General features: G+C 65.8%; 17 protein-coding genes. 9 read left to right on the top strand and 8 right to left on the bottom strand.

The window, feature by feature from the left end:
* Positions 1-11: 11 nt before the first annotated feature.
* Together AC1VV3_RS17165 and AC1VV3_RS17160 are read right to left on the bottom strand one after the other, a co-directional pair.
* The gene (locus tag AC1VV3_RS17165) at positions 12-398 is read right to left on the bottom strand and encodes an L-rhamnose mutarotase (RefSeq protein WP_482963027.1); all 387 of its coding nucleotides are present in this window, start codon (positions 396-398) and stop codon (positions 12-14) included.
* Between the two features lie 53 nt (positions 399-451).
* Positions 452-3,265, bottom strand: a complete 2,814-nt coding sequence (locus tag AC1VV3_RS17160; RefSeq protein WP_482963026.1) for a TonB-dependent receptor — start codon at positions 3,263-3,265, stop codon at positions 452-454.
* Between the two features lie 266 nt (positions 3,266-3,531).
* Here AC1VV3_RS17160 and AC1VV3_RS17155 point away from each other — a divergent pair, with 266 nt between their 5' ends.
* The 7 genes from AC1VV3_RS17155 (at position 3,532) to AC1VV3_RS17125 (ending at position 12,467) form a co-directional block, all read left to right on the top strand.
* On the top strand, positions 3,532-4,320 hold the full coding sequence (locus tag AC1VV3_RS17155) for an IclR family transcriptional regulator (RefSeq protein ID WP_314466164.1): 789 nt from the start codon (positions 3,532-3,534) through the stop codon (positions 4,318-4,320).
* Entirely contained in the window at positions 4,317-5,285 is a 969-nt protein-coding gene (locus tag AC1VV3_RS17150) for an alpha/beta hydrolase (protein ID WP_482963025.1), read from the top strand. Before AC1VV3_RS17155 ends, AC1VV3_RS17150 begins: the two co-directional genes overlap by 4 nt.
* The gene (locus AC1VV3_RS17145) at positions 5,282-6,076 is read left to right on the top strand and encodes a GDSL-type esterase/lipase family protein (RefSeq protein ID WP_482963024.1); all 795 of its coding nucleotides are present in this window, start codon (positions 5,282-5,284) and stop codon (positions 6,074-6,076) included. Before AC1VV3_RS17150 ends, AC1VV3_RS17145 begins: the two co-directional genes overlap by 4 nt.
* Entirely contained in the window at positions 6,073-6,897 is an 825-nt protein-coding gene (locus AC1VV3_RS17140) for an SGNH/GDSL hydrolase family protein (protein ID WP_482963023.1), read from the top strand. Before AC1VV3_RS17145 ends, AC1VV3_RS17140 begins: the two co-directional genes overlap by 4 nt.
* Positions 6,894-8,522 (top strand): alpha-L-fucosidase, encoded by a 1,629-nt coding sequence (locus tag AC1VV3_RS17135; protein WP_314466157.1) that lies wholly within the window; start codon positions 6,894-6,896, stop codon positions 8,520-8,522. The genes AC1VV3_RS17140 and AC1VV3_RS17135 overlap by 4 nt, the downstream gene beginning before the upstream one ends.
* 112 nt (positions 8,523-8,634) lie before the next feature.
* The gene (locus tag AC1VV3_RS17130; protein WP_482963152.1) at positions 8,635-10,998 is read left to right on the top strand and encodes a glycoside hydrolase family 31 protein; all 2,364 of its coding nucleotides are present in this window, start codon (positions 8,635-8,637) and stop codon (positions 10,996-10,998) included.
* Positions 10,995-12,467 carry a GH1 family beta-glucosidase gene (locus tag AC1VV3_RS17125; protein WP_482963022.1) on the top strand — a complete coding sequence of 491 codons (1,473 nt, stop codon included), beginning with the start codon at positions 10,995-10,997 and terminating at the stop codon, positions 12,465-12,467. Before AC1VV3_RS17130 ends, AC1VV3_RS17125 begins: the two co-directional genes overlap by 4 nt.
* Before the next feature lie 52 nt (positions 12,468-12,519).
* Here AC1VV3_RS17125 and AC1VV3_RS17120 read toward each other — a convergent pair whose 3' ends face one another.
* The 6 genes from AC1VV3_RS17120 to AC1VV3_RS17095 form a co-directional block, all read right to left on the bottom strand.
* Complete coding sequence (locus AC1VV3_RS17120; protein WP_431569077.1) at positions 12,520-13,365, bottom strand: IclR family transcriptional regulator; 846 nt, start codon at positions 13,363-13,365, stop codon at positions 12,520-12,522.
* 91 nt (positions 13,366-13,456) lie between these two features.
* Positions 13,457-14,302 carry a fumarylacetoacetate hydrolase family protein gene (locus tag AC1VV3_RS17115; protein ID WP_132265474.1) on the bottom strand — a complete coding sequence of 282 codons (846 nt, stop codon included), beginning with the start codon at positions 14,300-14,302 and terminating at the stop codon, positions 13,457-13,459.
* Positions 14,303-14,324: 22 nt separating this feature from the next.
* The gene (locus AC1VV3_RS17110) at positions 14,325-15,101 is read right to left on the bottom strand and encodes an L-fucose dehydrogenase (protein WP_482963021.1); all 777 of its coding nucleotides are present in this window, start codon (positions 15,099-15,101) and stop codon (positions 14,325-14,327) included.
* Positions 15,101-16,375: an L-fuconate dehydratase gene (locus tag AC1VV3_RS17105; protein ID WP_134096051.1), complete on the bottom strand. Its 1,275-nt coding sequence runs from the start codon at positions 16,373-16,375 to the stop codon at positions 15,101-15,103. Before AC1VV3_RS17105 ends, AC1VV3_RS17110 begins: the two co-directional genes overlap by 1 nt.
* Positions 16,372-17,115, bottom strand: a complete 744-nt coding sequence (locus tag AC1VV3_RS17100) for an SDR family oxidoreductase (RefSeq protein WP_482963020.1) — start codon at positions 17,113-17,115, stop codon at positions 16,372-16,374. The genes AC1VV3_RS17105 and AC1VV3_RS17100 overlap by 4 nt, the downstream gene beginning before the upstream one ends.
* A gap of 49 nt (positions 17,116-17,164) precedes the next feature.
* A complete protein-coding gene (locus AC1VV3_RS17095; RefSeq protein ID WP_482963019.1) occupies positions 17,165-18,055 on the bottom strand; it encodes an amidohydrolase family protein in 891 nt (296 codons plus the stop codon).
* A gap of 165 nt (positions 18,056-18,220) precedes the next feature.
* Here AC1VV3_RS17095 and fucP point away from each other — a divergent pair, with 165 nt between their 5' ends.
* A complete protein-coding gene (gene fucP / locus AC1VV3_RS17090; RefSeq protein ID WP_482963018.1) occupies positions 18,221-19,561 on the top strand; it encodes an L-fucose:H+ symporter permease in 1,341 nt (446 codons plus the stop codon).
* Between the two features lie 131 nt (positions 19,562-19,692).
* Positions 19,693-19,929 carry a hypothetical protein gene (locus tag AC1VV3_RS17085; protein ID WP_314466139.1) on the top strand — a complete coding sequence of 79 codons (237 nt, stop codon included), beginning with the start codon at positions 19,693-19,695 and terminating at the stop codon, positions 19,927-19,929.
* The last annotated feature ends 53 nt before the right edge of the window (positions 19,930-19,982 follow it).

Here is a 19,982-nt window from a genome sequence, read left to right as displayed (position 1 = left end):
GCGGGTCGTCCTCAGGGCTGTTCTTGAAGGGAAAAGATGCGGCTGGCCGCTGTCCATTTGCTGTCGGCGGCGGCCCAGGCAAGCGGACGCTGGAACTGGTCCATCAATTGCTCCCAGGCCTGCACGGCCGGGTCCGCAGCATCGGCGGCCGCCTTCTCGGCCGGATCGAAGCCGGGCTCGGTCTCCATGACCATGACCAGCCGGTTCCCGGTGCGGTAGATCTCCATGTCGCGGATCCGCGCGGTGCGAATGCTCTGCACGACCGCCTCCGGCACCGCGCCCGCCGCATGCCAGGCCTCGTAGCGCGCGATGGCTTCGGCTTCGTCCGCAAGATCTATCAGCAGGACCTGTCGCATCGCCTTCCCCTTTTCCGTGGCATCGCCGGCGTCCGGCGTCATGAGCGGCCGCCTCACCTGCGGGATAGCAAGCGAGGCGGCCGCAGCAAGCCGGATCAGTAGGTCAGGCGTGCCGTCAGGCTGACGCGGCGATCGTTCAGAACGTTCGACTGCGGCCTGCTGGCGATACCGTAGTAAGTGCGGTTCTCCGTATTGGTCAGGTTCACGCCGTCCACCGTCAACGCGAAGTTCGGCGTCACGGTGTAGGTGATCGAGGCGTCAAGCTGACCGCGCGCGTCGTTGAAGATCGGCAGATTGCCGCTGCCGTTGCCACGCGTGGTCACCACGTACTTGCTGCGCCAGTTGTAGGCCACGCGGGCCGAGAGCGGCCCCCGATCGTAGAAGCCGATCAGGTTGTAGCTGTACTTCGAGAGCAGTTCGAGCGGCACTGACAGCTTGTTGCCTTCGTTGTCGGCCGCGTCGGGGCTCGGCGCCTTGCTGTCCACGTAAGTGAAGTTCGCCTGGACACCGAAGCCGGACCATATGCCGGGCAGGAAGTCGAAGAAGGTGTTGCCACCGATCTCGAAGCCCTTGATCTTGCCGTTGTCGCCATTGAGCGGGCGCGTGACGTCGACGGTGAAGGGACCATTGCCGAAGTCATACGTCTCGGTGCTGGTGATGTTGGCGATGAAGCCGTCCACCTTCTTGTAGAACGCCGCGCCGTAGAGCGAGCCGGTCTGCGAGAAGTACCATTCGAGCGAGGCGTCGAACTGCTTGGCTTCCAGCGGCTTCAGGAAAGGATTGCCGCTGGAGGCGGTGCGCAGGCCGCTGCCGGAATTGAACTCGACGATATTGATGTTGGGGTTCAGCTGCGAGAAGTCAGGGCGCGTCAGGCCCTTCGACGCGGCCAGGCGGAGCTGCAACTTGTCATTGAAGTGATAGCGCAGGTTCAGGCTCGGCAGCGCCTTGGTGTAGTTGGAATTCACCCCCAGCGCCACGTAGGAGATCGGGCCGTTGCCCGGCTGGCCGTCGATGATGACCTGGGGGGTCTGGACGATGAAGCCGTCGGTCGAGACCTTGGTCTTGATCACGCGGACGCCGATATTGCCGTCCAGCGGGAAGCCGGCGTCGGCGAAGTCGAACTTGGCCAGGCCATAGGCGGTATAGGTCTTCTCGCCCTGGGTGTTGCGGTCGCTGGGGACGTAGCTCACGCCATCGAGCAGCGACTGGCGCTGGGAATCGCTGACATAAGGCGCCAGCGCCTGGCGGGTGGCGTCGTAGTCGAGCACGATCCCGCGGCTGAAGAACACGCCGCCGTCCGGCACGCCCTGATAGCCGCGATAGAGATCGCCGCGGAACGGGTGGACCTCATAGAGGTTATCGGCCAGCGCGCTCGTGCCGTAATAGGCGTAAGTGCTGGAATCGGTGACGGCGGAACGGTCGGTATAGCGCAGGCCTGCCGAAAACGAGCGCAGGATGCTGTTGTCGAAGCGGTATTCCGCATCGAGGCGCCCGGCGTATTCCTTGCCCACCGAGTGATCGATGTGGTCCAGGTACCCGCCGCCCAGCGGGGCGTAGTTCGCCACGTCGGTGACGGAGCCGTTGCCATTGCTGGGATCGTTGTCGGGCAGGATGTCCATCGTCGGCACGCCGCTGCCGACCACCTGATAGAGCCGCTCCGCATTGGAGTGCAGGATGACGATCGAGCGCTGGCCGTCCGTGGTGCCGCGAATGTACTGGAAGTCGCCGTTGACCGACAGGTTGTTGGTCGGCGTCCACTTCAGGTTGAGCGAGAAGTCGTTGGTGACCGACTTGCGGCGCTCGAGGCTGGTGTTGGAATCGATGGGAACGCTGGCGAAAGTGCCGCTGCGGAAATTGCCGTCGTCATCAAAGGTGAACGGCTGGGTATAGTCCGGCGTGATCGGATTGTTGCCGGTATAGGCGAAGAAGCTGTAGTCGCCGTACTGGAACTTGTAGTCCGAGCGCACATATTCGCCCGTGACGAGCAGGGTGTCGGTCGGCTTCCACTGGATCGCCGCGTCCACGCCCAGGCGGCGGCGGTCGCCCAGGTACTGGCCGATGCCCACGCCGTGCGGCAGGTAGGTGTCCTTGCCCAGGCGGCCGAGACCAGATGCCACGGCATAGTCGGTGGCGTTGTTCGGATTGCCGTTCGCATCCAGTGACTGGTCCAGTTCGTAGAACGGCTGGCTGGAGATCTGGTCCTGGCGGAACGCGGTCTTCTGGTAGGCGAAGTCCACCATGACGCCGATTTCGCCGATGCCGGTATTCCAGCGGTCGGAGAGCAGCAGGTTGGCCTGCGGCGTCGATTTTCCGTAGAGATCGTAATAGTTGATGCTGGCGCTGGCCGAGGCCTTGAACCCGTCGAAGTCGAAGGGCTTGCGCGTGCGCAAGTTGATCAGGCCGCCGATGCCGCCTTCGATCTGGTCGGCCGAGGGGTTCTTGTAGACGTCCACGCCGGCCAGAAGCTCGGAAGGCACGTCTTCGAGGCTGAGGTTGCGGCCGCCGTTGGCCGTGAACACGTCGCGGCCGTTCACTTCGGTGCGGACCTGGCTGAGGCCGCGGATGGAAACCGAGCTGCCTTCGCCGAAGCTGCGCTGGATCTGGATGCCGGTGATGCGCTGGAGCGCTTCGGCCACGTTGCGATCAGGCAGCTTGCCGATGTCTTCCGCCACGATGGAATCGACGATCACGTCCGAGTTGCGCTTGATCGACTGCGCGTTGCTGAGGCTTGCGCGCACGCCGGTCACGACGATGTCTCCGGCCTGGCCTTCCGCATCCTGCGGCGCGGCGGCTTCCACGCCCGAAGCGTCCTGAGCGCTGGCAGGCGACATCACGCCCAGAGCGACGGTTGCAACCGAAATACCCGTAAGCAGACGCGCACGGCGCGATGCCTGATCAATCGTCCTCATGGACTTCCCTCTCCCTGGCTCCTCGGCGGAGCACATCCTCAAAAGTCGCATCGCCGGGCGGCCTTGGCCCGTTACCGACCTTGCCCGTTCCCGATCCTGCTTCGCCTTGTCCGCACGAGCGCGGTGACGACGAGCGACTCATTACTCGCAATTGACACATTGTGAAATATAAAAATTGATTTCATATGTGGATTGTGGTCGATGGCACATGGAAATTCCGCGCTCCCTCGGCGAATAAGGGGCGGGCAAGGGATCGGAGAGGATCGATGGACGGCAAGACGCGCTACCAGGCGCCCGCGCTGAAAAAGGGGCTGGAAATCCTCGAACTTCTGGCAGGTTCGAGCGAGCCACTGATCATGTCGGACATATCGGCGGCGCTCGGCCGGTCGGTCAGTGAAATATTTCGAATGTTGCAGGTGCTGGAAGAGCACGGCTACATCGCGCGGGCCGAGGACGGCTACCGGCTGACCAACCGGCTGTTCGCGCTGGGCATGAGCCAACCGCCGATCCGCGACCTGGCCTCCACCGCGCTTCCGGTCATGCAGGAGCTGGCCCGCGGCGTGGGCCAGAGCTGCCACCTCGCCGTCGCATCGGGTGCCGAGATGATCGTCATCATCGCGATCGAAGCGCCGGGACTTTCGGGGTTCGCCGTCAGGGTCGGCTATCGCCGTCCGCTGCACCTCTCGAACTCCGGCCGCATCCTGCTCGCCTTCCAGTCGGCCGAGTCGCGCGCCGCCATGCTGGGCGACATCCGCAGCGCAAACCCGGCCTTCGATGAAGGCGAGCTGATCGCCAGGCTCGAAAAGGTGGCCGCTGCCGGCGGCGCCAGCGAGCCCAGCCCGATGCTGACCGGGATCACCGACCTTTCGGCCCCCATCCTGTTCGGCGGGATCGCGCGCGCCGCGCTCACCGTGCCGTTCGTCGCCGGGCCTGCCAGCAAGACCACGATCGAGGAATGCAGCGCCAGCGTGCGCCAGGCAGCGGCCGCGATCGGCAATGCCATGTCCCCGATCCGCCAATGGACATCCCCGGAGCTTCAGGAGCAGACCCCGTGACCCAGTTCACCCGCCGCACCACGCTGGCCGCCGCGGCCGCGCTGACCATCCTGCCGCGCCTGGCGCGTGCGCAGACCAGCGCCCAGGACGAAGTCGTGCCGCTGTGGCCCGGCGCAGCGCCCGGTGCGCCTGCCACGCCGATCCACCGCAAGGTGGCGGACCAGTCCAGGGACTCCGCAAAGCCCGATCGCTGGGTGACGGGGATCGACCGGCCCGTTCTGGTGGTGAAGCGTCCGGCCCGGCCCAACGGCAGCGCCATGCTGATCGTGCCGGGCGGCGGCTATGGCTTTCTGTCCTACGACAACGAAGGCACGAGCCAGGCGGCCTGGCTCAATGCCAGGGGCGTGACGGCCTTCATCCTGCTCTACAGGCTCCCCGGCGAAGGCTGGAGCAAACGCGAGGACGTTCCCTTGCAGGATGCCCAGCGCGCCATGCGCCTGATCCGCGCCGGCGCGAGCCGGTTCGGCATCGATGCCGGCAAAGTGGGCGTGCTCGGCTTTTCCGCGGGCGGCCACCTGGCCGGATCGCTCGCCACCCGCCATTCCGAGCGCGTCTACCAGCCGGTCGATCAGGCCGACAGCCAGAGCGCCGCGCCGCAAGTGGCCGGTCTGGTCTATCCCGTCGTCAGCCTGCTCGCGCCCTTCACGCATGTCGGTTCGCGGGACAACCTGCTCGGACCGGGTTCCACCCCCGCCATGCAGAAAGCCCGTTCGGTGGAAGAGCGCGTCGACGGCGCGACCTGCCCGACGTTCCTGGTCCATGCGGCCGACGACGGCCTGGTGCCGCCCGCCAACAGCATCGCCCTGTTCCAGGCCCTGCAGGAAGCCAAACGGGCGAGCGCCCTGCACATCTTCGAGAACGGCGGCCATGGCTTCGGCGTTCGCCTGCCCGCAACCATGCAGGCAGCCGCCTGGCCTTCGCTTTTCGCCAGTTTCGCCGCCACGCACGGAGTGACCGCGTCGTGAGGGCAGGCATGGCCGCCCTGGCGCTGGTTGCGGGCCTCGCTTCTGTCCAGGCGGCGGCGCAGCAATACCAAAGCTCTCCCGAGCGCAGGACCGTGGAGGAAAAGGACTGGGGCCAGTGGCTCGGGCCGTTCCGCGCGAAGCTCGTGCCCAGCCTGATGCAGGACTTCGGCGAGCGCTATCTCTATGCCCCCGCCAACGCAGCCCTTCCCGCACCGCGCCCCGGCGAAAGGCGCGTGGTTTTCCTGGGCGATTCCATCACCGATCGCTGGAACCTGACGGCCAGCTTCCCCGGCAAGCCTTACGTCAATCGCGGCATCGGCAGCCAGGTGACCGCGCAGATGGTCCTGCGCTTCCATCAGGACGTGGTCGCGCTGAAGCCTTCTGCGGTCGTCATTCTGGCGGGGATCAACGACATCCAGGGCTTCCTCCAGCACGAGACGCCCGAACAGATCGAGACGAATTGGGAGGCCCTGGCCGACCTGGCGGATCGCCACGGGATCAAGGTCGTGTTCGGCGCCCTGCTCCCGGTGAACAACTATACCCCGGCAGCGAAAGACGTCGTCAAGGAGCGCGATCCGAAGGAAATTCTGGCGCTCAATGCCTGGCTTCGCGCCTTCTGCGCCAGGCGGGGATACGGCTTCGCAGACTACCACACCCCGATGGCCGACCGTGACGGCCTGATGGCGGCGCGCTTCACCGAAGACGGCGTCCATCCGCTCGACAACGGCTATGCAGTGATGGCGCCGGTCGCCCAGCGCGCCATCGAACAGGCCCTGAAAGGCAAGAAATGAAAACGAGCCGCCTGCTCCCGATCGCCGCGCTGGCACTGGGCTTCTGCCTTGCCCACCCTGCCGCCGCGGAAACGCGCGTGCCGGGAGATCCCCACGCCGAGGATCCGGTCGGCATCGTCGCCGATCCCTGCCCGGTCCATCCCGCACCTGCGGATGCCGCCGGCTGGCAACTCTGGAACCTCCACATGCTGACCCGCGATTTCGGACAGCTCTGCCGCTATGCAGAGGCGAACCGGGCGCTGGCGGGGCAGAAGGTCCGGGTCGTCTTCATGGGCGATTCCATCACTGACAACTGGATCAACGCCGATCCGCAATTCTTCACCGGCGGCATCGTCGATCGCGGGATCAGCGGCCAGACCACCGCGCAGATGCTGGTGCGCTTCCGCCAGGACGTCGTCGACCTGAAGCCCGAGACCGTGCACATCATGGCCGGCACCAACGACATCGCAGGCAATACCGGCGCGGCGACGATCGACACGGTCATGGGCAATATCCAGAGCATGGCGGAACTGGCCCGCGCGCACGGGATCAAGGTGATCATCGCCTCCGTTCCCCCCGCCGCCGCCTTCCCCTGGAGCCCGGGCAAGCTGCCTGCGCCTCAGGTGGACGAGATGAACAGGCGGCTCTCCGCCTATGCCCGCATCAACCACTTCGGCTATGTCGACTACCACCGGGCCATGGCCCAGCCGGACGGCGCCATGAAGCCGGGCCTTGCCAGCGACGGCGTTCACCCCACGCCGGAAGGCTATGCCGTCATGCGCCCGCTGGCCCTTGCCGCCATTGCCGCCGCCATTACCGGAACTTCGGGAGCCCCCAAATGATGGACCTCAAGCGACGCTCCTTCCTGGCCGGCGCCGCGGCGCTGGGCCTCGCCCGCACCGCGCGTGCCGCCAGCGCCATGGGCACGACGCCCGGGCCGGTGCAGGCCAACTGGCCCTCGCTGGTGGCGAACTACCGCTATCCGGACTGGTTCCGGGACGCGAAGCTGGGCCTCTGGGCGCACTGGGGGCCGCAGTCGGTTCCGCAGCAGGGCGACTGGTACGGGCGCTTCATGTACATGCAGGGCCACCCGATGTACGAACATCACCTCAAGACTTACGGCCATCCCTCGGTCGAGGGGATGAAGGACATCCAGAACCGCTGGACGGCAGAACGCTGGCAGCCGGAAGCGCTGGTGGAGCGCTACAAGAAGGCCGGCGCCAAGTATTTCGTCGCCCTCGCCTGCCACCATGACAACCTGGATTGCTACGACAGCCGCTACCACGCCTGGAACAGCCTGCGCGTCGGCCCGCGCAAGGACGTGGTGGGCATCTGGGAGAAGGCCGCGCGCCGGGCCGGGCTGCGCTTCGGCGTCTCCAACCACGCCGCCCACGCCTGGCACTGGTACCAGACCGCCTATGGCTACGACCCGACCGGACCGGATAAGGGCCGCCGCTACGATGCCTTCAGCCTGCGCAAGGCCGATGGCAAGGGCCAGTGGTGGGACGGGCTCGACCCGCAGGAACTCTATACCGGCGGTCACGCCGTCATGCCCGACGGGATCGACAGCATCGCCGCGATGAACGCCTGGCACGAGGCGAACGACGGCCAATGGATCGAGACCGGGCCCAAGGACGACCCGGCCTACGTCACCCGCTGGCTGCTGCGCCAGACCGACCTCATCGACAAGTACCGGCCCGACCTGGTCTATTTCGACGATTACGGACTGCCGTTCGGCCCCGTCGGGCTGGAAGCGGCAGCGGACTACTACAACCGCTCGATCCAGTGGCACGGCAAGATCGACGTCGTCCTGACCGCCAAGCAGCTCTCGCCCGAGGCCCGCTTCGGTGTGGTCCAGGACGTCGAACGCGGCTATACCGACCATATCTGGGACGAACCCTGGCAGACCGACACCTGCATCGGCGACTGGTTCTACAACGTCGCCCGCCTCAACGACAAAAGCTACAAGACCGCCGAGGAAGTGATCCAGCGGCTGGCGGATGTAGTCTCGAAAAACGGCAACCTGCTGCTGTCGATTCCGCAGCCGGGTGACGGCTCCATCGACAGCGAGGAAGACCGGATACTCGACCAGATGTCGGAGTGGATGGAAACGGGGGGAGAGGCGATCTTCGGCTCCCGTCCCTGGCGCCATTACGGCGAAGGCCCGAACCGTCCGGTGCTGGGCATGCAGAGCGAGGACAAAGCGAAACCCTTCACTGCGCGCGATATTCGCTTCACCACCAACAAGGGCGCGCTTTACGCGCTGGTGCTCGGCAAGCCGGAGGGCGACGTCACGATCGCGACGCTCGCTGCCGGCCGCGAACCGGGGGTGGTCGAAAAGGTGACCCTGCTTGGCGGCGGACCGCTGGTTCACCGCCGCGACGGGCAAGGGCTCCATCTTGAAATGCCGCGCGGCCACCGCGGCTTCGTACCGGTCGTCCGTATCGACGGGCGTGGATTGATCTGAATTGCAAAACGACATTGCAGGCGAACAGGGGACAAGAGGAATGATCGCAGGAAGCCTAAAAGCCCGAATGAAGGCTCAAACGACAATGGCCAGATCGATGAAAGCCAGATCGATGAAAGCCGGCGCGCTGGCGAGCGTTGCGGGCGCGGCCTGCCTCGGCCTGGCCATGCCCGCGCTGGCAGCGCCGATGGCATTGCTGGACCGCAACGGCACGCGCGTCGCCGTGGAGCCCTATGCGCCCAACATCGTGCGCGTGACCATCGCTCTCGATCCCGAACTGGCCGAAGCTGCGCCGGGCGAAGGCCCCAATGCCGCGCCGGACGCCGCAGGGTGGAACCATAGCGCCGGCACCGACGGCGACATCTTCGCATCCTCCGCGCTCAGCCTCACGGTCGATGCCAAGCCCTGGCCCAAGGCGCCGAGCCAGATGGAGCGCTATTTTGCGCCTTCGCTGCCGCCGGTCAGCCTGTCGATCCGCGACGGCCAAGGGGAGTTGCTGACGAAGATGACGGGTTGGGACATGGCCCCCGTCACCGTCAACGGCGAGAAGACCTTCAAGGTCGGCGCGACGTTCGAGGCGGTATCGGGCGAGCATTATTACGGCCTCGGCCAGAACCAGGAAGGCGCGCTCGATCTCAAGGGCCGCCAGATCGACTGCTCGCACAGCTATGACGCGCCGGCGGGCGAAACCGTCTGCGTGCCGTTCCTCGTCACCACCAAAGCCAACGGCAAGCTCTGGGGCATCGTCTGGGACAACCCGGCGCGCACCCTGGTCTGGCCGGGCCTTCATTCGACCACCCGCTTCCAGTCGCAAGTGGGTGAGCGCGTCTCGTTCTTCGTCATCACCGGCAAGACCAGCGACGAGCTTTATGCCGGTTACGCCAAGCTGACCGGAGCCACGCCGCTGCCGCCCAAGGCCGGCTTCGGCCTGATCCAGAGCAAGGCGCGCTACGAAAGCCAGCAGGAACTGCTCGGCATCGCCAATGGCTATCGCCAGCGCGGCTATCCGCTCGACGTCATGGTGCTGGACTGGTTCTACTGGACCCGCATGGGCCAGCTCGACATCGACCGGACGTACTACCCCGATCCGAAGGGCATGAACGACACCCTGAAATCGATGGGCATGCGCTCCATCATCAGCGTCTGGCCCCGTTTCGAGCGGGAATCGCGTTACTTCGACATGCTGGCGGGCAAGGGCTGGTTCCTGAAGGACAAGGACGGCAAGCCCGTGGACGGATTGCCCATGCGCTTCGACCGGGCCGGTGCGCTGATCGACAGCACCAATCCCGAGGCCCGCGCGTGGTTCTGGGGCAAAGTGCGCGACAATATCCTCAGCCAGGGCTTCGACTGGCTCTGGCTGGATGAAACCGAGCCCGATCTCATTCCGGACGGCTATTCCTACTCCATCGGATCGGGCGATCGCTACCACAACCTGTTCCCGCTGGTGCACACCTCGGGCGCGGCGGAAGGCTCTGCGCGCGACCGGCCCGGCATGCGCAACATGATCCTGTCGCGCGCCGCCTACCTCGGCTCGCAGCGCACCGGCAGCCTGTTCTGGTCCTCGGACGTGAAGTCCACCTGGGAAGCCCTGCACCGGCAGATCCCCACCGGTCTGAACTTCACCGCCTCGGGCCTGGCCTATTGGGGCAGTGACATCGGCGGCTGGCAGTGGCCGAGCGGTCCGAAAGCCGAACATCCCGTTCTGGTCGATCCCGCCGGAGCGACCGCCATGGCGCCCGACTATCCGGACTATCCGGAACTCTTCGTGCGCTGGTTCCAGTACAGCGTCTTCACCCCCACCTTGCGCATCCACGGCCAGCGCCCAGCCACGGCGATCTGGGAATACGGCACCGCCGCCGAGCCGATCCTCGCGGACTACCTGCGCCTACGCTACACACTCATGCCCTATATCTATTCCCTGGGACGGCACACTTACGAGACCGGCGCGCCCTTCATGCGCGCGCTGTTCATGGACTTCCCGAACGATCCCAAGGCCGCGACGCTGGGCGACGAATATATGTTCGGCCCGGCCTTCCTGGTGGCGCCGGTCACCGAGCAGGGGCAGACCCGCAAGTCGGTCTACCTTCCCGCCGGCACCGCCTGGTACGATTACTGGACCAACCAGCGCTTCGAAGGCGGACAGAGCGTGGACGTCGATGCCTCGATCTCCCGCATTCCGCTGTTCGTGAAAGCGGGCTCGATCGTGCCGATGGGCGCGGCCGTGAAGAGCACGGCGGAGCAGCAGGCGGTCGAAAGCATCCGGGTCTATCCGGGCGCAGACAGCCACTTCACGCTCTACGACGATGACGGTACCACGAACGCCTATCGCAAGAGCGACGGGCGCAAGGCCGAACTGGTGTGGAACCAGGCGGCCGGAACGCTCACGAGCAAAAGCAAGCTCCCCACCGGCCAGTCCGTTTCCGGCCTGGTGCGCGTGATCGGGGCGGGTACGGCAGGACAGGAAGCAGGACAATGACGGGTATCAATCGCAGGGAACTCGGGCTGGGGCTGGCAGCAGCAGGCCTCGGCACGGCACTGGGCGCCTGGCCCGCCTCCGCGCAACCTTCCGCCCCCGGCACGGGGCCGCGCACGGATCGCGGGGCTCAGGACCCGCTGGGCTTTCCTGCCGACTTCACCTGGGGCTGCGCCACCGCGGCCTACCAGATCGAAGGCGGCGTCAAGGAAGACGGGCGCGGCGAGACCGTCTGGGACACGTATGCGCACACCCCCGGCAAGACGACGGACGGCGGCACGGGCGATGTCGCCTGCGACAGCTATCACCGCTATGCCGAGGATATCGCGCTGCTGAAGGCGCTGGGCGTGAAGGCCTACCGTTTCTCGGTGGCCTGGTCGCGCATTTTCCCGAGCGGCAAGGGCAAGCCCAACCAGAAGGGGCTCGACTACTACAACCGCCTTGTCGATGGCCTGCTCGCCGCGGGCATCGAGCCGCACATGACGCTGTTCCACTGGGACCTGCCCACCGGCCTCCAGGGCGGCTGGCAATCGCGCGATACCGCCCTTGCCTTCGCGGACTATGCCGGCTTCATGGCCAGCAAGACGTCCGACCGCGTGAAGCACTTCATGACGGTGAACGAACTGCGCTGCTTCACCGACCTTGCCTACTGGAACGGCAACAAGGCCCCCGCGCTGCGGCTGCCGATGGATCAGGTCAACCAGGTGCGGCACCACGGCGTGCTCGCGCACGGGCTCGGCGTCCAGGCGATCCGCGCCCATGCCAGGGCCGGAACCCAGGTCGGCCTGGCCGACAACGCCACCATCTTCGTCCCCGCCATCGAAACGCCTGAACACATCGAAGCGACCAAGAAGGCCATGCGCGAGGAGAACGCCATGTTCCTCACCGCGATCATGGAAGGGCGCTATATCGACAGCTACCTTGCCGCGCAGGGCAAGGACGCGCCGAAGGTGCAGGCAGGCGACATGAAGGCGATCGGCAGCCCGCTCGATTTCCTCTCGCTCAACGTCTACACCGCGAACACCGTGCGGGCTGCCGCTACGGCGAGCGGCTACGAGATCCTGCCGCATCTCGCCAATTCACCGCGTATGGCCTCACCCTGGCTCTATGTGACCCCGGAAGCGCTCTACTGGTCGATCCGCACCGTCAGCGAACTGTGGAAGCCGAAGAAGCTCTATATTTCGGAGAACGGCTGCTCGGCCGACGATCCCGTGGCCCAGGACGGCAAAGTCTACGATGCCGACCGCGTGATGTACTTGCGCAATTACCTGACCCACCTCCAGCGGGCAGTGAGGGAAGGCTATCCCGTGGACGGCTACTTCCTCTGGAGCCTGATGGACAACTTCGAGTGGGAGGACGGCTATACCAAGCTGTTCGGGATCCACCACGTCGACTTCAAGACCCAGAAGCGCACCCCGAAGCTCAGCGCCGACTGGTACCGCGAACTGATCCGCAGCAACAAGCTGGTCTGACTATCGCGCCCCCGGCCGGTCCTGTCCGGCCGGGGATACCGCGGCGATGGGCTCAGTCTTCTTCCCGCGGCGGCAGCCAGCCGAGCCCGGCGGAGATATGCCGCGCCGCTTCGCCCAGCATCCGGCGCGTTTCGTTGAGATCGGTTCGCTGGGAGCCGTCGATGGTCAGGAGAAACGGCAAGGTGAGCGCGGCGCTGACCTGCCCATCGAAGCCGAAGACCGGGAAGCTGATGTCGGTCACGCCGGACGCCCGCGCACTCGGCTGCATTTCATAGCCCTGCTCGCGGACCGTATCGAGGCGCTTTTCAAGCCGCCGCAGCGCTGCCTGGCTGGCGTCCGGCAAATCGGCGATCGCGGCCGCCCGGCGCTCCGGCGAGGTGAAGGCCAGGAGGACGTGCCCCGAACAGCTCGTCATCATGTCCACCACCGTGCCCAGCCGAATGCCGAAGCCTACCGGCCCGGCGTTCTCCTGGCGATGGATCACCGTGGCGGCAGCGCCTGTGCGGACCACCAGATGGCACGACTGATTGGTATCGATCGACAACTGGTGCATGACCGGCGCCGCGACATTGCTCAAGGTATGCGCGGGCGTGGCCCGAAAGGCGACGTCCAGCACGCGGTAGGACACGCTGTAGCGGTCGTTGGCGGGATCCTTGCGCAGCCAGCCGCGCCGCTCCATCACGATGATGATGCGGAACACTTCGCTGATCGAACGCTCCAGCCGCTGAGCGATCTCGCTGATCGTAAGGCCGCTGGGATCGCGCGCGAAAAGTTCGAGGATCTCGATCCCTTTTTCCAGCGCGGGCGCGGAATAGGCACGCTTGCCGTCCGTCTCACCGCTTTCGGTGTCGGATCCGCGCTTTGCCCCTGATGCTCCTGCGGAGCGGACGTTGCCCAAAGTCTTTGCCCTTCCTTGCTCCTGCCCGCCCCCCGCGAGCCACGCGGCGGGGACCGTCCCCGCCGCGATCATCCTTGATGGCCGTTCGCTATCAGCCGGCTGCGACCACGCGCTGGTTCTGCTCACCCAGACCCTCGATGCCCAGGCGCACGGCCTGGCCTGCCGAGAGGAAGCGAGGCGGATCGAAGCCCAGTCCGACGCCGGCGGGCGTACCCGTCGATATCACGTCGCCGGGCTGAAGGCTCATGAACTGGCTGAGATGCGAAATGATCGCCGCGACGGGGAAGATCATTTCGGCCGTGGTGCCGTCCTGCACGCGCTCGCCGTCCACTTCCAGCCAGAGGCGCATGTCGTCCAGCGCCGGAGCCTCGTCGGGAGTGACCAGCCAGGGGCCGATCGGGCCGAACGTATCGCAGCCCTTGCCCTTGTCCCAGGTGCCGCCGCGATCGAACTGGAAGCTGCGTTCCGACACGTCGTGAACCACGCAGTAGCCGGCAACGTGGTCCAGGGCTTCGGCTTCGGAAATGTAGACCCCGCCCTTGCCGATCACCACGCCGAGTTCGACTTCCCAGTCCATCCGGTCCGAGCCGCGCGGCTTGACGATATCGTCGTCCGGCCCGCAGATCGCGCTGGTCCACTTGTTGAACACCACCGGTTCCGACGGGATCGCCATGCCGCTTTCGCGGGCGTGGTCGCGGTAGTTGAGGCCGATGCACACGAACTTGCCGACACCGCCCACACAAGGCCCGATCCGCGCGCCCTCGGGCGCGAGCGGCAGGCTTGCCAGGTCCAGCCCGCGCAGTGCAGCCAGCCCCTCCGGCGTCAGCACGTCACCGGCGATATCCGGGACGATCTGCGATATGTCCCTGATGCGGCCTTCACCATCGAGGATTCCCGGGCGTTCCTGCCCCTTCTCACCGAACCGCACTAGCTTCACAGCATACTCCTTCGAAAGATAATCACGTCAACAGCCGGTCGAGGTGCGTATAGCCGCCGTCCGGAAATATCCATTGTCCCGTCGTGTGGCTGGCCCGCGCGGAGAGCAGAAAGACCACGGTGTCCGCCACTTCGCCGGCCATGGTCATGCGCCGCCCCAGAGGTACCCGCTCCGAAATCTCCGCCAGCTTGGCGCCGGGATCCTCGAAACTCTCGATCCACCGGGCATAGAGCGGCGTCATCACTTCGGCGGGCAGCACCGCGTTCACGCGAATGCCGTCCGCCAGCAACGCCGCCGCCCATTCGCGCGTGAGGCCGAGCTGCGCCGCCTTGGCCGCGACGTAGCCACTGGTCTGGCCCTGCCCGGTCACCGCCGTCTTGGACGAGATGTTGACGATGGCACCCCGGCTTTCGCGCAAGTGCGGCAGGCAGTGATGGGCGAGCCCATAGTAATGCGCAAGGTTGGCGTGGACGGAGGCCATGAAGGCCTGCGTTCCGGCCTCCAACCCCACCCCGTCGTTCGCCCCGGCATTGTTGACCAGACCGTGGATCCCGTGGCCGGCGGCGGCGATCTCGGCGATCGCGTCCCGGCAGGCATCGTCGTCAGTGACATCGACTTGCAGGAACAGCGCATCGCCTTGCAGTTCGCGCAGCTCGGCTTCGAAGTCGGCGGCCAGGGGACTGCGCCCCAGGATCGCCGGAATGGCACCTTCGCGCGCGAGGGCCAGCGACACCGCGCCGCCGATACCCGCCCCGCCGCCGCTGACCACGACGACCTTGTCCTTCAGTTCCAGGTCCATCAGTCCACCCGGTACTGGGCGATCGATTCCGCCTTCATCTCGATGGAGAAGCCCGGACGCTCCGGCGGCATATAGGCAGCATCCCGGATCACGCAGGGGTCCACGAAGTGCTCGTGCAGATGGTCGACATATTCGATCACGCGGTCCTCCATCGTGCCCGAGAAGCAGAGGTAATCGATCATCGACAGATGCTGGACATACTCGCAGAGGCCCACCCCGCCGGCATGGGGCCAGACCGGCAGGTCGTACTTCGCGGCCATGAGCAGCACGCCCAGGATCTCGTTCACCCCGCCGATGCGGCAGCTGTCGATCTGCACGACGTCGATGGCCTCGCGCATCATGAACTGCTTGAACAGCATGCGGTTCTGGCACATCTCGCCCGTCGCGACACGAACCGGGTGGATCGCCTCGCGGATGGCCCGGTGCGCCTCGACATCGTCAGGACTGGTCGGCTCCTCGATGAACCAGGGCTTCGCGAAGGCCAGCGCATTGACCCAGTCGATGGCCTGCTGCCGTTCCCATATCTGGTTGGCATCGATCAGCAGGCGGCAATCCGGCCCGATCACCTCACGCGCGATGCGCACGCGGCGGATATCGTCCTCGAGATCGCGACCGACTTTCAGCTTGATCTGCCGGAAGCCTGCATCGACGGCCTCCTGCGCCAGGCGGCGCAGCTTGTCGTCGGGATAGCCGAGCCAGCCTGCCGAAGTGGTGTAGCACGGGAAGCCGCTCTCCAGCAGCCGCTCCACCCGCTTGGCCTTGCCTTGCGCCTTGCGCGTCAGCAGTTCGAGCGCTTCCTCCGGGCCGATGCAATCGGTCATGTAGCGGAAGTCGATGGCGCGCACGATCTGCTCGGGGCTCATCTCGCCGATCAGCCGCCAGAGCGGTTTGCCCTCGACCTTCGCCCACCAGTCCCACACCGCATTGACGACAGCCCCGGCGGCCATGTGCATGGCGCCCTTGTCGGGGCCGATCCAGCGCAACTGGCTGTCGCCGGTGACATGACGCCAGAACCGGCCCGGATCGTCCCTGATCCAGTCCAGCTCCAGCCCCACCACCAGCGGCCGCAGGGCTTCGATCGCGGCGACGCAGATCTCGTTTCCGCGGCCGATAGTGAACGTGAGACCGTGCCCCTCGATATCGAGATCGTCGGTTTCCAGGATGACATAGGCCGCCGAATAATCGGGGTCGGGGTTCATGGCGTCCGATCCGTCCAGCGCCAGGCTGGTCGGGAAGCGAATGTCGGCGGTGCGCAGGGCGGTAATGCGGCTCATTCGACGGTCCATCCGCCGTCGATCACTGCCGTGGTGCCGGTCGTGAACGCGCTTTCGTCCGAAGCGAGGTAGGTCGCCAGCGCGGCAATCTCTTCCGGCCGGCCAAGCCGGCCCACCGGCTGACGCGCGGCGAAGGCGCTGCGCGTCTCCTCGAAGGAGTTGCCGGTCGCCTCGGCCTGCGCCTTCATGCGCCCTACCAGCGACGGGCTTTCCACCGTGCCGGGACAGATCGCGTTGCAGCGGATTCCCATCTCCACGTAATCGGCCGCGATGGACTTGGTCAGCCCGATCACCGCCGCCTTGCTGGCGCCGTAGGCGAAGCGATTGCGCACCCCGATGATCGAAGAGGCGACCGAGGAGATGTTGACGATGGATCCCGTTCGCTTGTCCACCATGGCCGGGAGATACTCGCGGATCACGCGGAAAGCGGCCGTGACGTTGAGATCGAGCGCCTGCGTCCATTGTTCGTCGGTGCAGTCCAGCAACGTACCGGGATGGACGATCCCGGCGCAGTTCACCAGAATGTCGCAGCTGCCCGTCGCGCGCGCCAGTTCCCGGATGGCCCCGGCATCGGTGAGGTCGAGCACATGGGTCTCCACGCCCGCCAGGTCCGCCAGCCCTTCGCGGTCCCGGTCGACGGCATGAACCGCCGCGCCTTCCGCCACGAACCTTTCCGCGATCGCGCGGCCAATCCCTGCTGCCGCAGCGGTCACGACCGCGCTCTTACCGGCAAGTCTCATCAAGTACCTCGTTCGAATGGAGTGTCGGGCGATCCGGCTGAGCGTGACGTCAACCGCCGGTTCCCATGGCCGTTTCACGGCAGGCAGCCAGATCGCCGTCGCCGGCAAGCTGGAAATAGGCACGGCGGGCATTGCCGCCCATGATGGCGTCGCGGTCCCCAGCGCCGAGCGGCGCCAGGAGTTTCAGCGCGAGCGCGTGAACCTCGCGGTAACTGGCGGCCAGTTCGCAGACCGGCCAGTCGGAGCCATAGATGAGCCGACCGGGTCCGAAGCAGTCCAGCAGATGCTCCATGTAGCGCAGCATCTGCAGCTCGCTCCAGTCCCGTCCGCGCGCCTGGGTCACGAGGCCGGACAGCTTGCAGAACATCGGATAGGCCTGCGCGACATGGGCGATCCGGCTTGCCCAGGGCTCCCATTCGCCCGTCGCAATTCCCGGCTTGGCACCGTGATCGATGACGATGCGGCCCGGCCCCACGGCATCGAGAAAGGCAGGAACGCCCTCAAGCTGCGGCGCGTGAATGAGAAGGTCGTAGGCGTAACCGGCTTCCAGAACCTGCCGCACGCCGCGCCGGAAATCCGGGCGCTCCAGGAAGTCCGGATCGGGCTCGTCCTGCACATGGTGGCGAAAACCGATCAGGCGTGGCTCGTCTGCCAGCACGGCAAGACGTTCGGACAGATCGGGAGCGGTCAGGTCAACCCAGCCCACCACGCCCACGATAGCGGCATGGTTCGCGGCCAGGTCCAGCAACCAGCGAGTCTCGCCTTCGCTCTGGCGCGCCTGGACGGCAATGGAGCCCGCGATTCCGCAAGCGGTGAGATCGTTTGCAATAAGGTCGGGAGTGAAATCCCGATCGATGCCGGAGCCCGCCTCGATCCACGGGTATTCCCCCGGATCATAGGCCCAGAAATGCTGGTGCGCATCGATATGGCCCGACATCATCGATCGGCGCTCCTCTCTCTCACTGCCGTATTTGACAGCATCTTCTATATGTGAAAATTTAGCGAGCGATCGGGCATAGCGCAAGCGTCAATCTTTTTGGGAAGACGGTTGCGCGCGAAAGACCGGCGAAGCACAAGTCCTGAGGACGGGACGGAGAGGATGGAAATGGAGACGATCCTGGCGGCAGACTTGCCGGCGGTTCCACCGACGGGGCAACTTGCACCGGAAGAACCCGGCACCCCTTCGCGCTTCGTATTTCCGGGGTTCTGGCCCGGCTTCGTGCTGGTAACGAGCGTGTTCTTCGCCTGGGCGCTGGCAAACAACCTGAACGACATCCTCATCCGCCAGTTCCAGAAGGCCCTCGCCCTCTCGCGCGGAGAGGCCGGTTTCATCCAGTTCGTGTTCTACCTCGCCTATTTCGTCTGGGCGCTCCCTGCCGGCTTCCTTCTCAAGCGCTTCGGCTACCGGGCGGGACTGCTGACAGGGCTTGGCCTCTACGCGCTGGGTGCGCTACTGTTCTTTCCCGCGGCAGAAGTGCATCGCTACTGGGCCTTCCTGCTCGCCTTGTTCGTAATCGCCTCGGGCGCAGCATTTCTAGAGACTTCGGCAAACCCCTATGTCGCTCGCTTCGGCGACCCCTCGCGCGCCTCGCAGCGGCTTACCCTGGCACAGGGCTTCAACGGGCTTGGCGCCGTGGTCGCCCCGATCCTGGGCGGGCTCTTCATCTTCTCGGGCGTAGAGCACAGCGCGGCCGACCTCTCGGCCATGACTCATGCCCAACTCGAAGCCTGGCGCGGCACCGAGGCGGACATGGTCAAGATCCCTTACTTGTGCCTTGCCGGCTTCGTCGTGATCCTCGCCGCCGGGCTCGCGCGGGTTCGTTTGCCGCGAATCGAGAGCGCGCCGAACGACGCCCTGACCGGTGCCTCCACCGGCAGCTTGCGCACCGTGCTGGCCAATCGCCTCCTGCTCGGCGCCGTGATCGCCCAGTTCTTCTACGTCGGCGCGCAAGTCGGGATCTGGAGTTTCTTCGTGGACTTCACCAAGCACCTCGCCCCGCAGACGCCCGAGCGGACCGCTGCATTCCTGCTCTCCGGCAGCCTCGTGCTGTTCATGGCGGGCCGCTTCGTGGGCGCCGCCCTGATGCACCGCGTGCCGGCGGCAAAGTTGCTGCTGGGTTTCGCGCTCGCCAACATCGTCATGGTCGCAATGGCCATGTCGCTGAGCGGCGTGGCCGCCATTGCCTGCCTGGCGCTTACCAGCTTCTTCATGTCGATCATGTTTCCCACGATCTTTGCGCTGGGCATTCGCGATCTGGGTGCGGGCACCACGATGGGGTCTTCGCTGATCGTCATGGCCGTGATCGGCGGCGCCGTGTTCCCGCCGCTGATGGGCCTCCTCAGCGAGCGCGCGGATCTTCAGGTGGCGATGGCGCTGCCGCTGTTCTGCTTCGCCGCAGTGGCGCGCTTTGCCTGGGGCGCAGCTTCCCGTCCCTCGCCCGGATGACAATTGGCGTTAACTTCCTGGCCCTGGGAACTTTTCCGGATTGTCCCGCATTCTCAAGCCGGCAATGACAGGGCAGACAAGGCGCGGCGCCAGTGAGGACCGCAACGGTTCCCGGCGCCCGGAGGATGCAAATGAAGATCTACACCCTGAAGTTCGCACAGCCACACGGGGCTGGCGAAACCATCCATTTTGAAGCGTTCGATTTGCCCGAGGCCCTCATGCTAGCCCACCGAGAGGCCGCCACCCGCGACGCCGAGCTATGGGACGGCGAGACCCGGCTCTGTGCTATCCGCCGGTCGAAGGACGCCCCCTTGCGCCGCTCCCCTATCGTCGCGGCGCCCGATATCGACACTGACGTCGCCGCCTGAGCTTGCTCCGGACCCTCCTCGAATAGAAATCCAGTGCGGGAAAAACCGGTTTT

The sequence above is a fragment of the Novosphingobium sp. BL-S-34 genome (genome assembly GCF_056857015.1).
The sequence above is the reverse complement of the archived record's forward strand: the minus strand, read 5'-3'. Positions and strand labels throughout refer to the sequence as shown.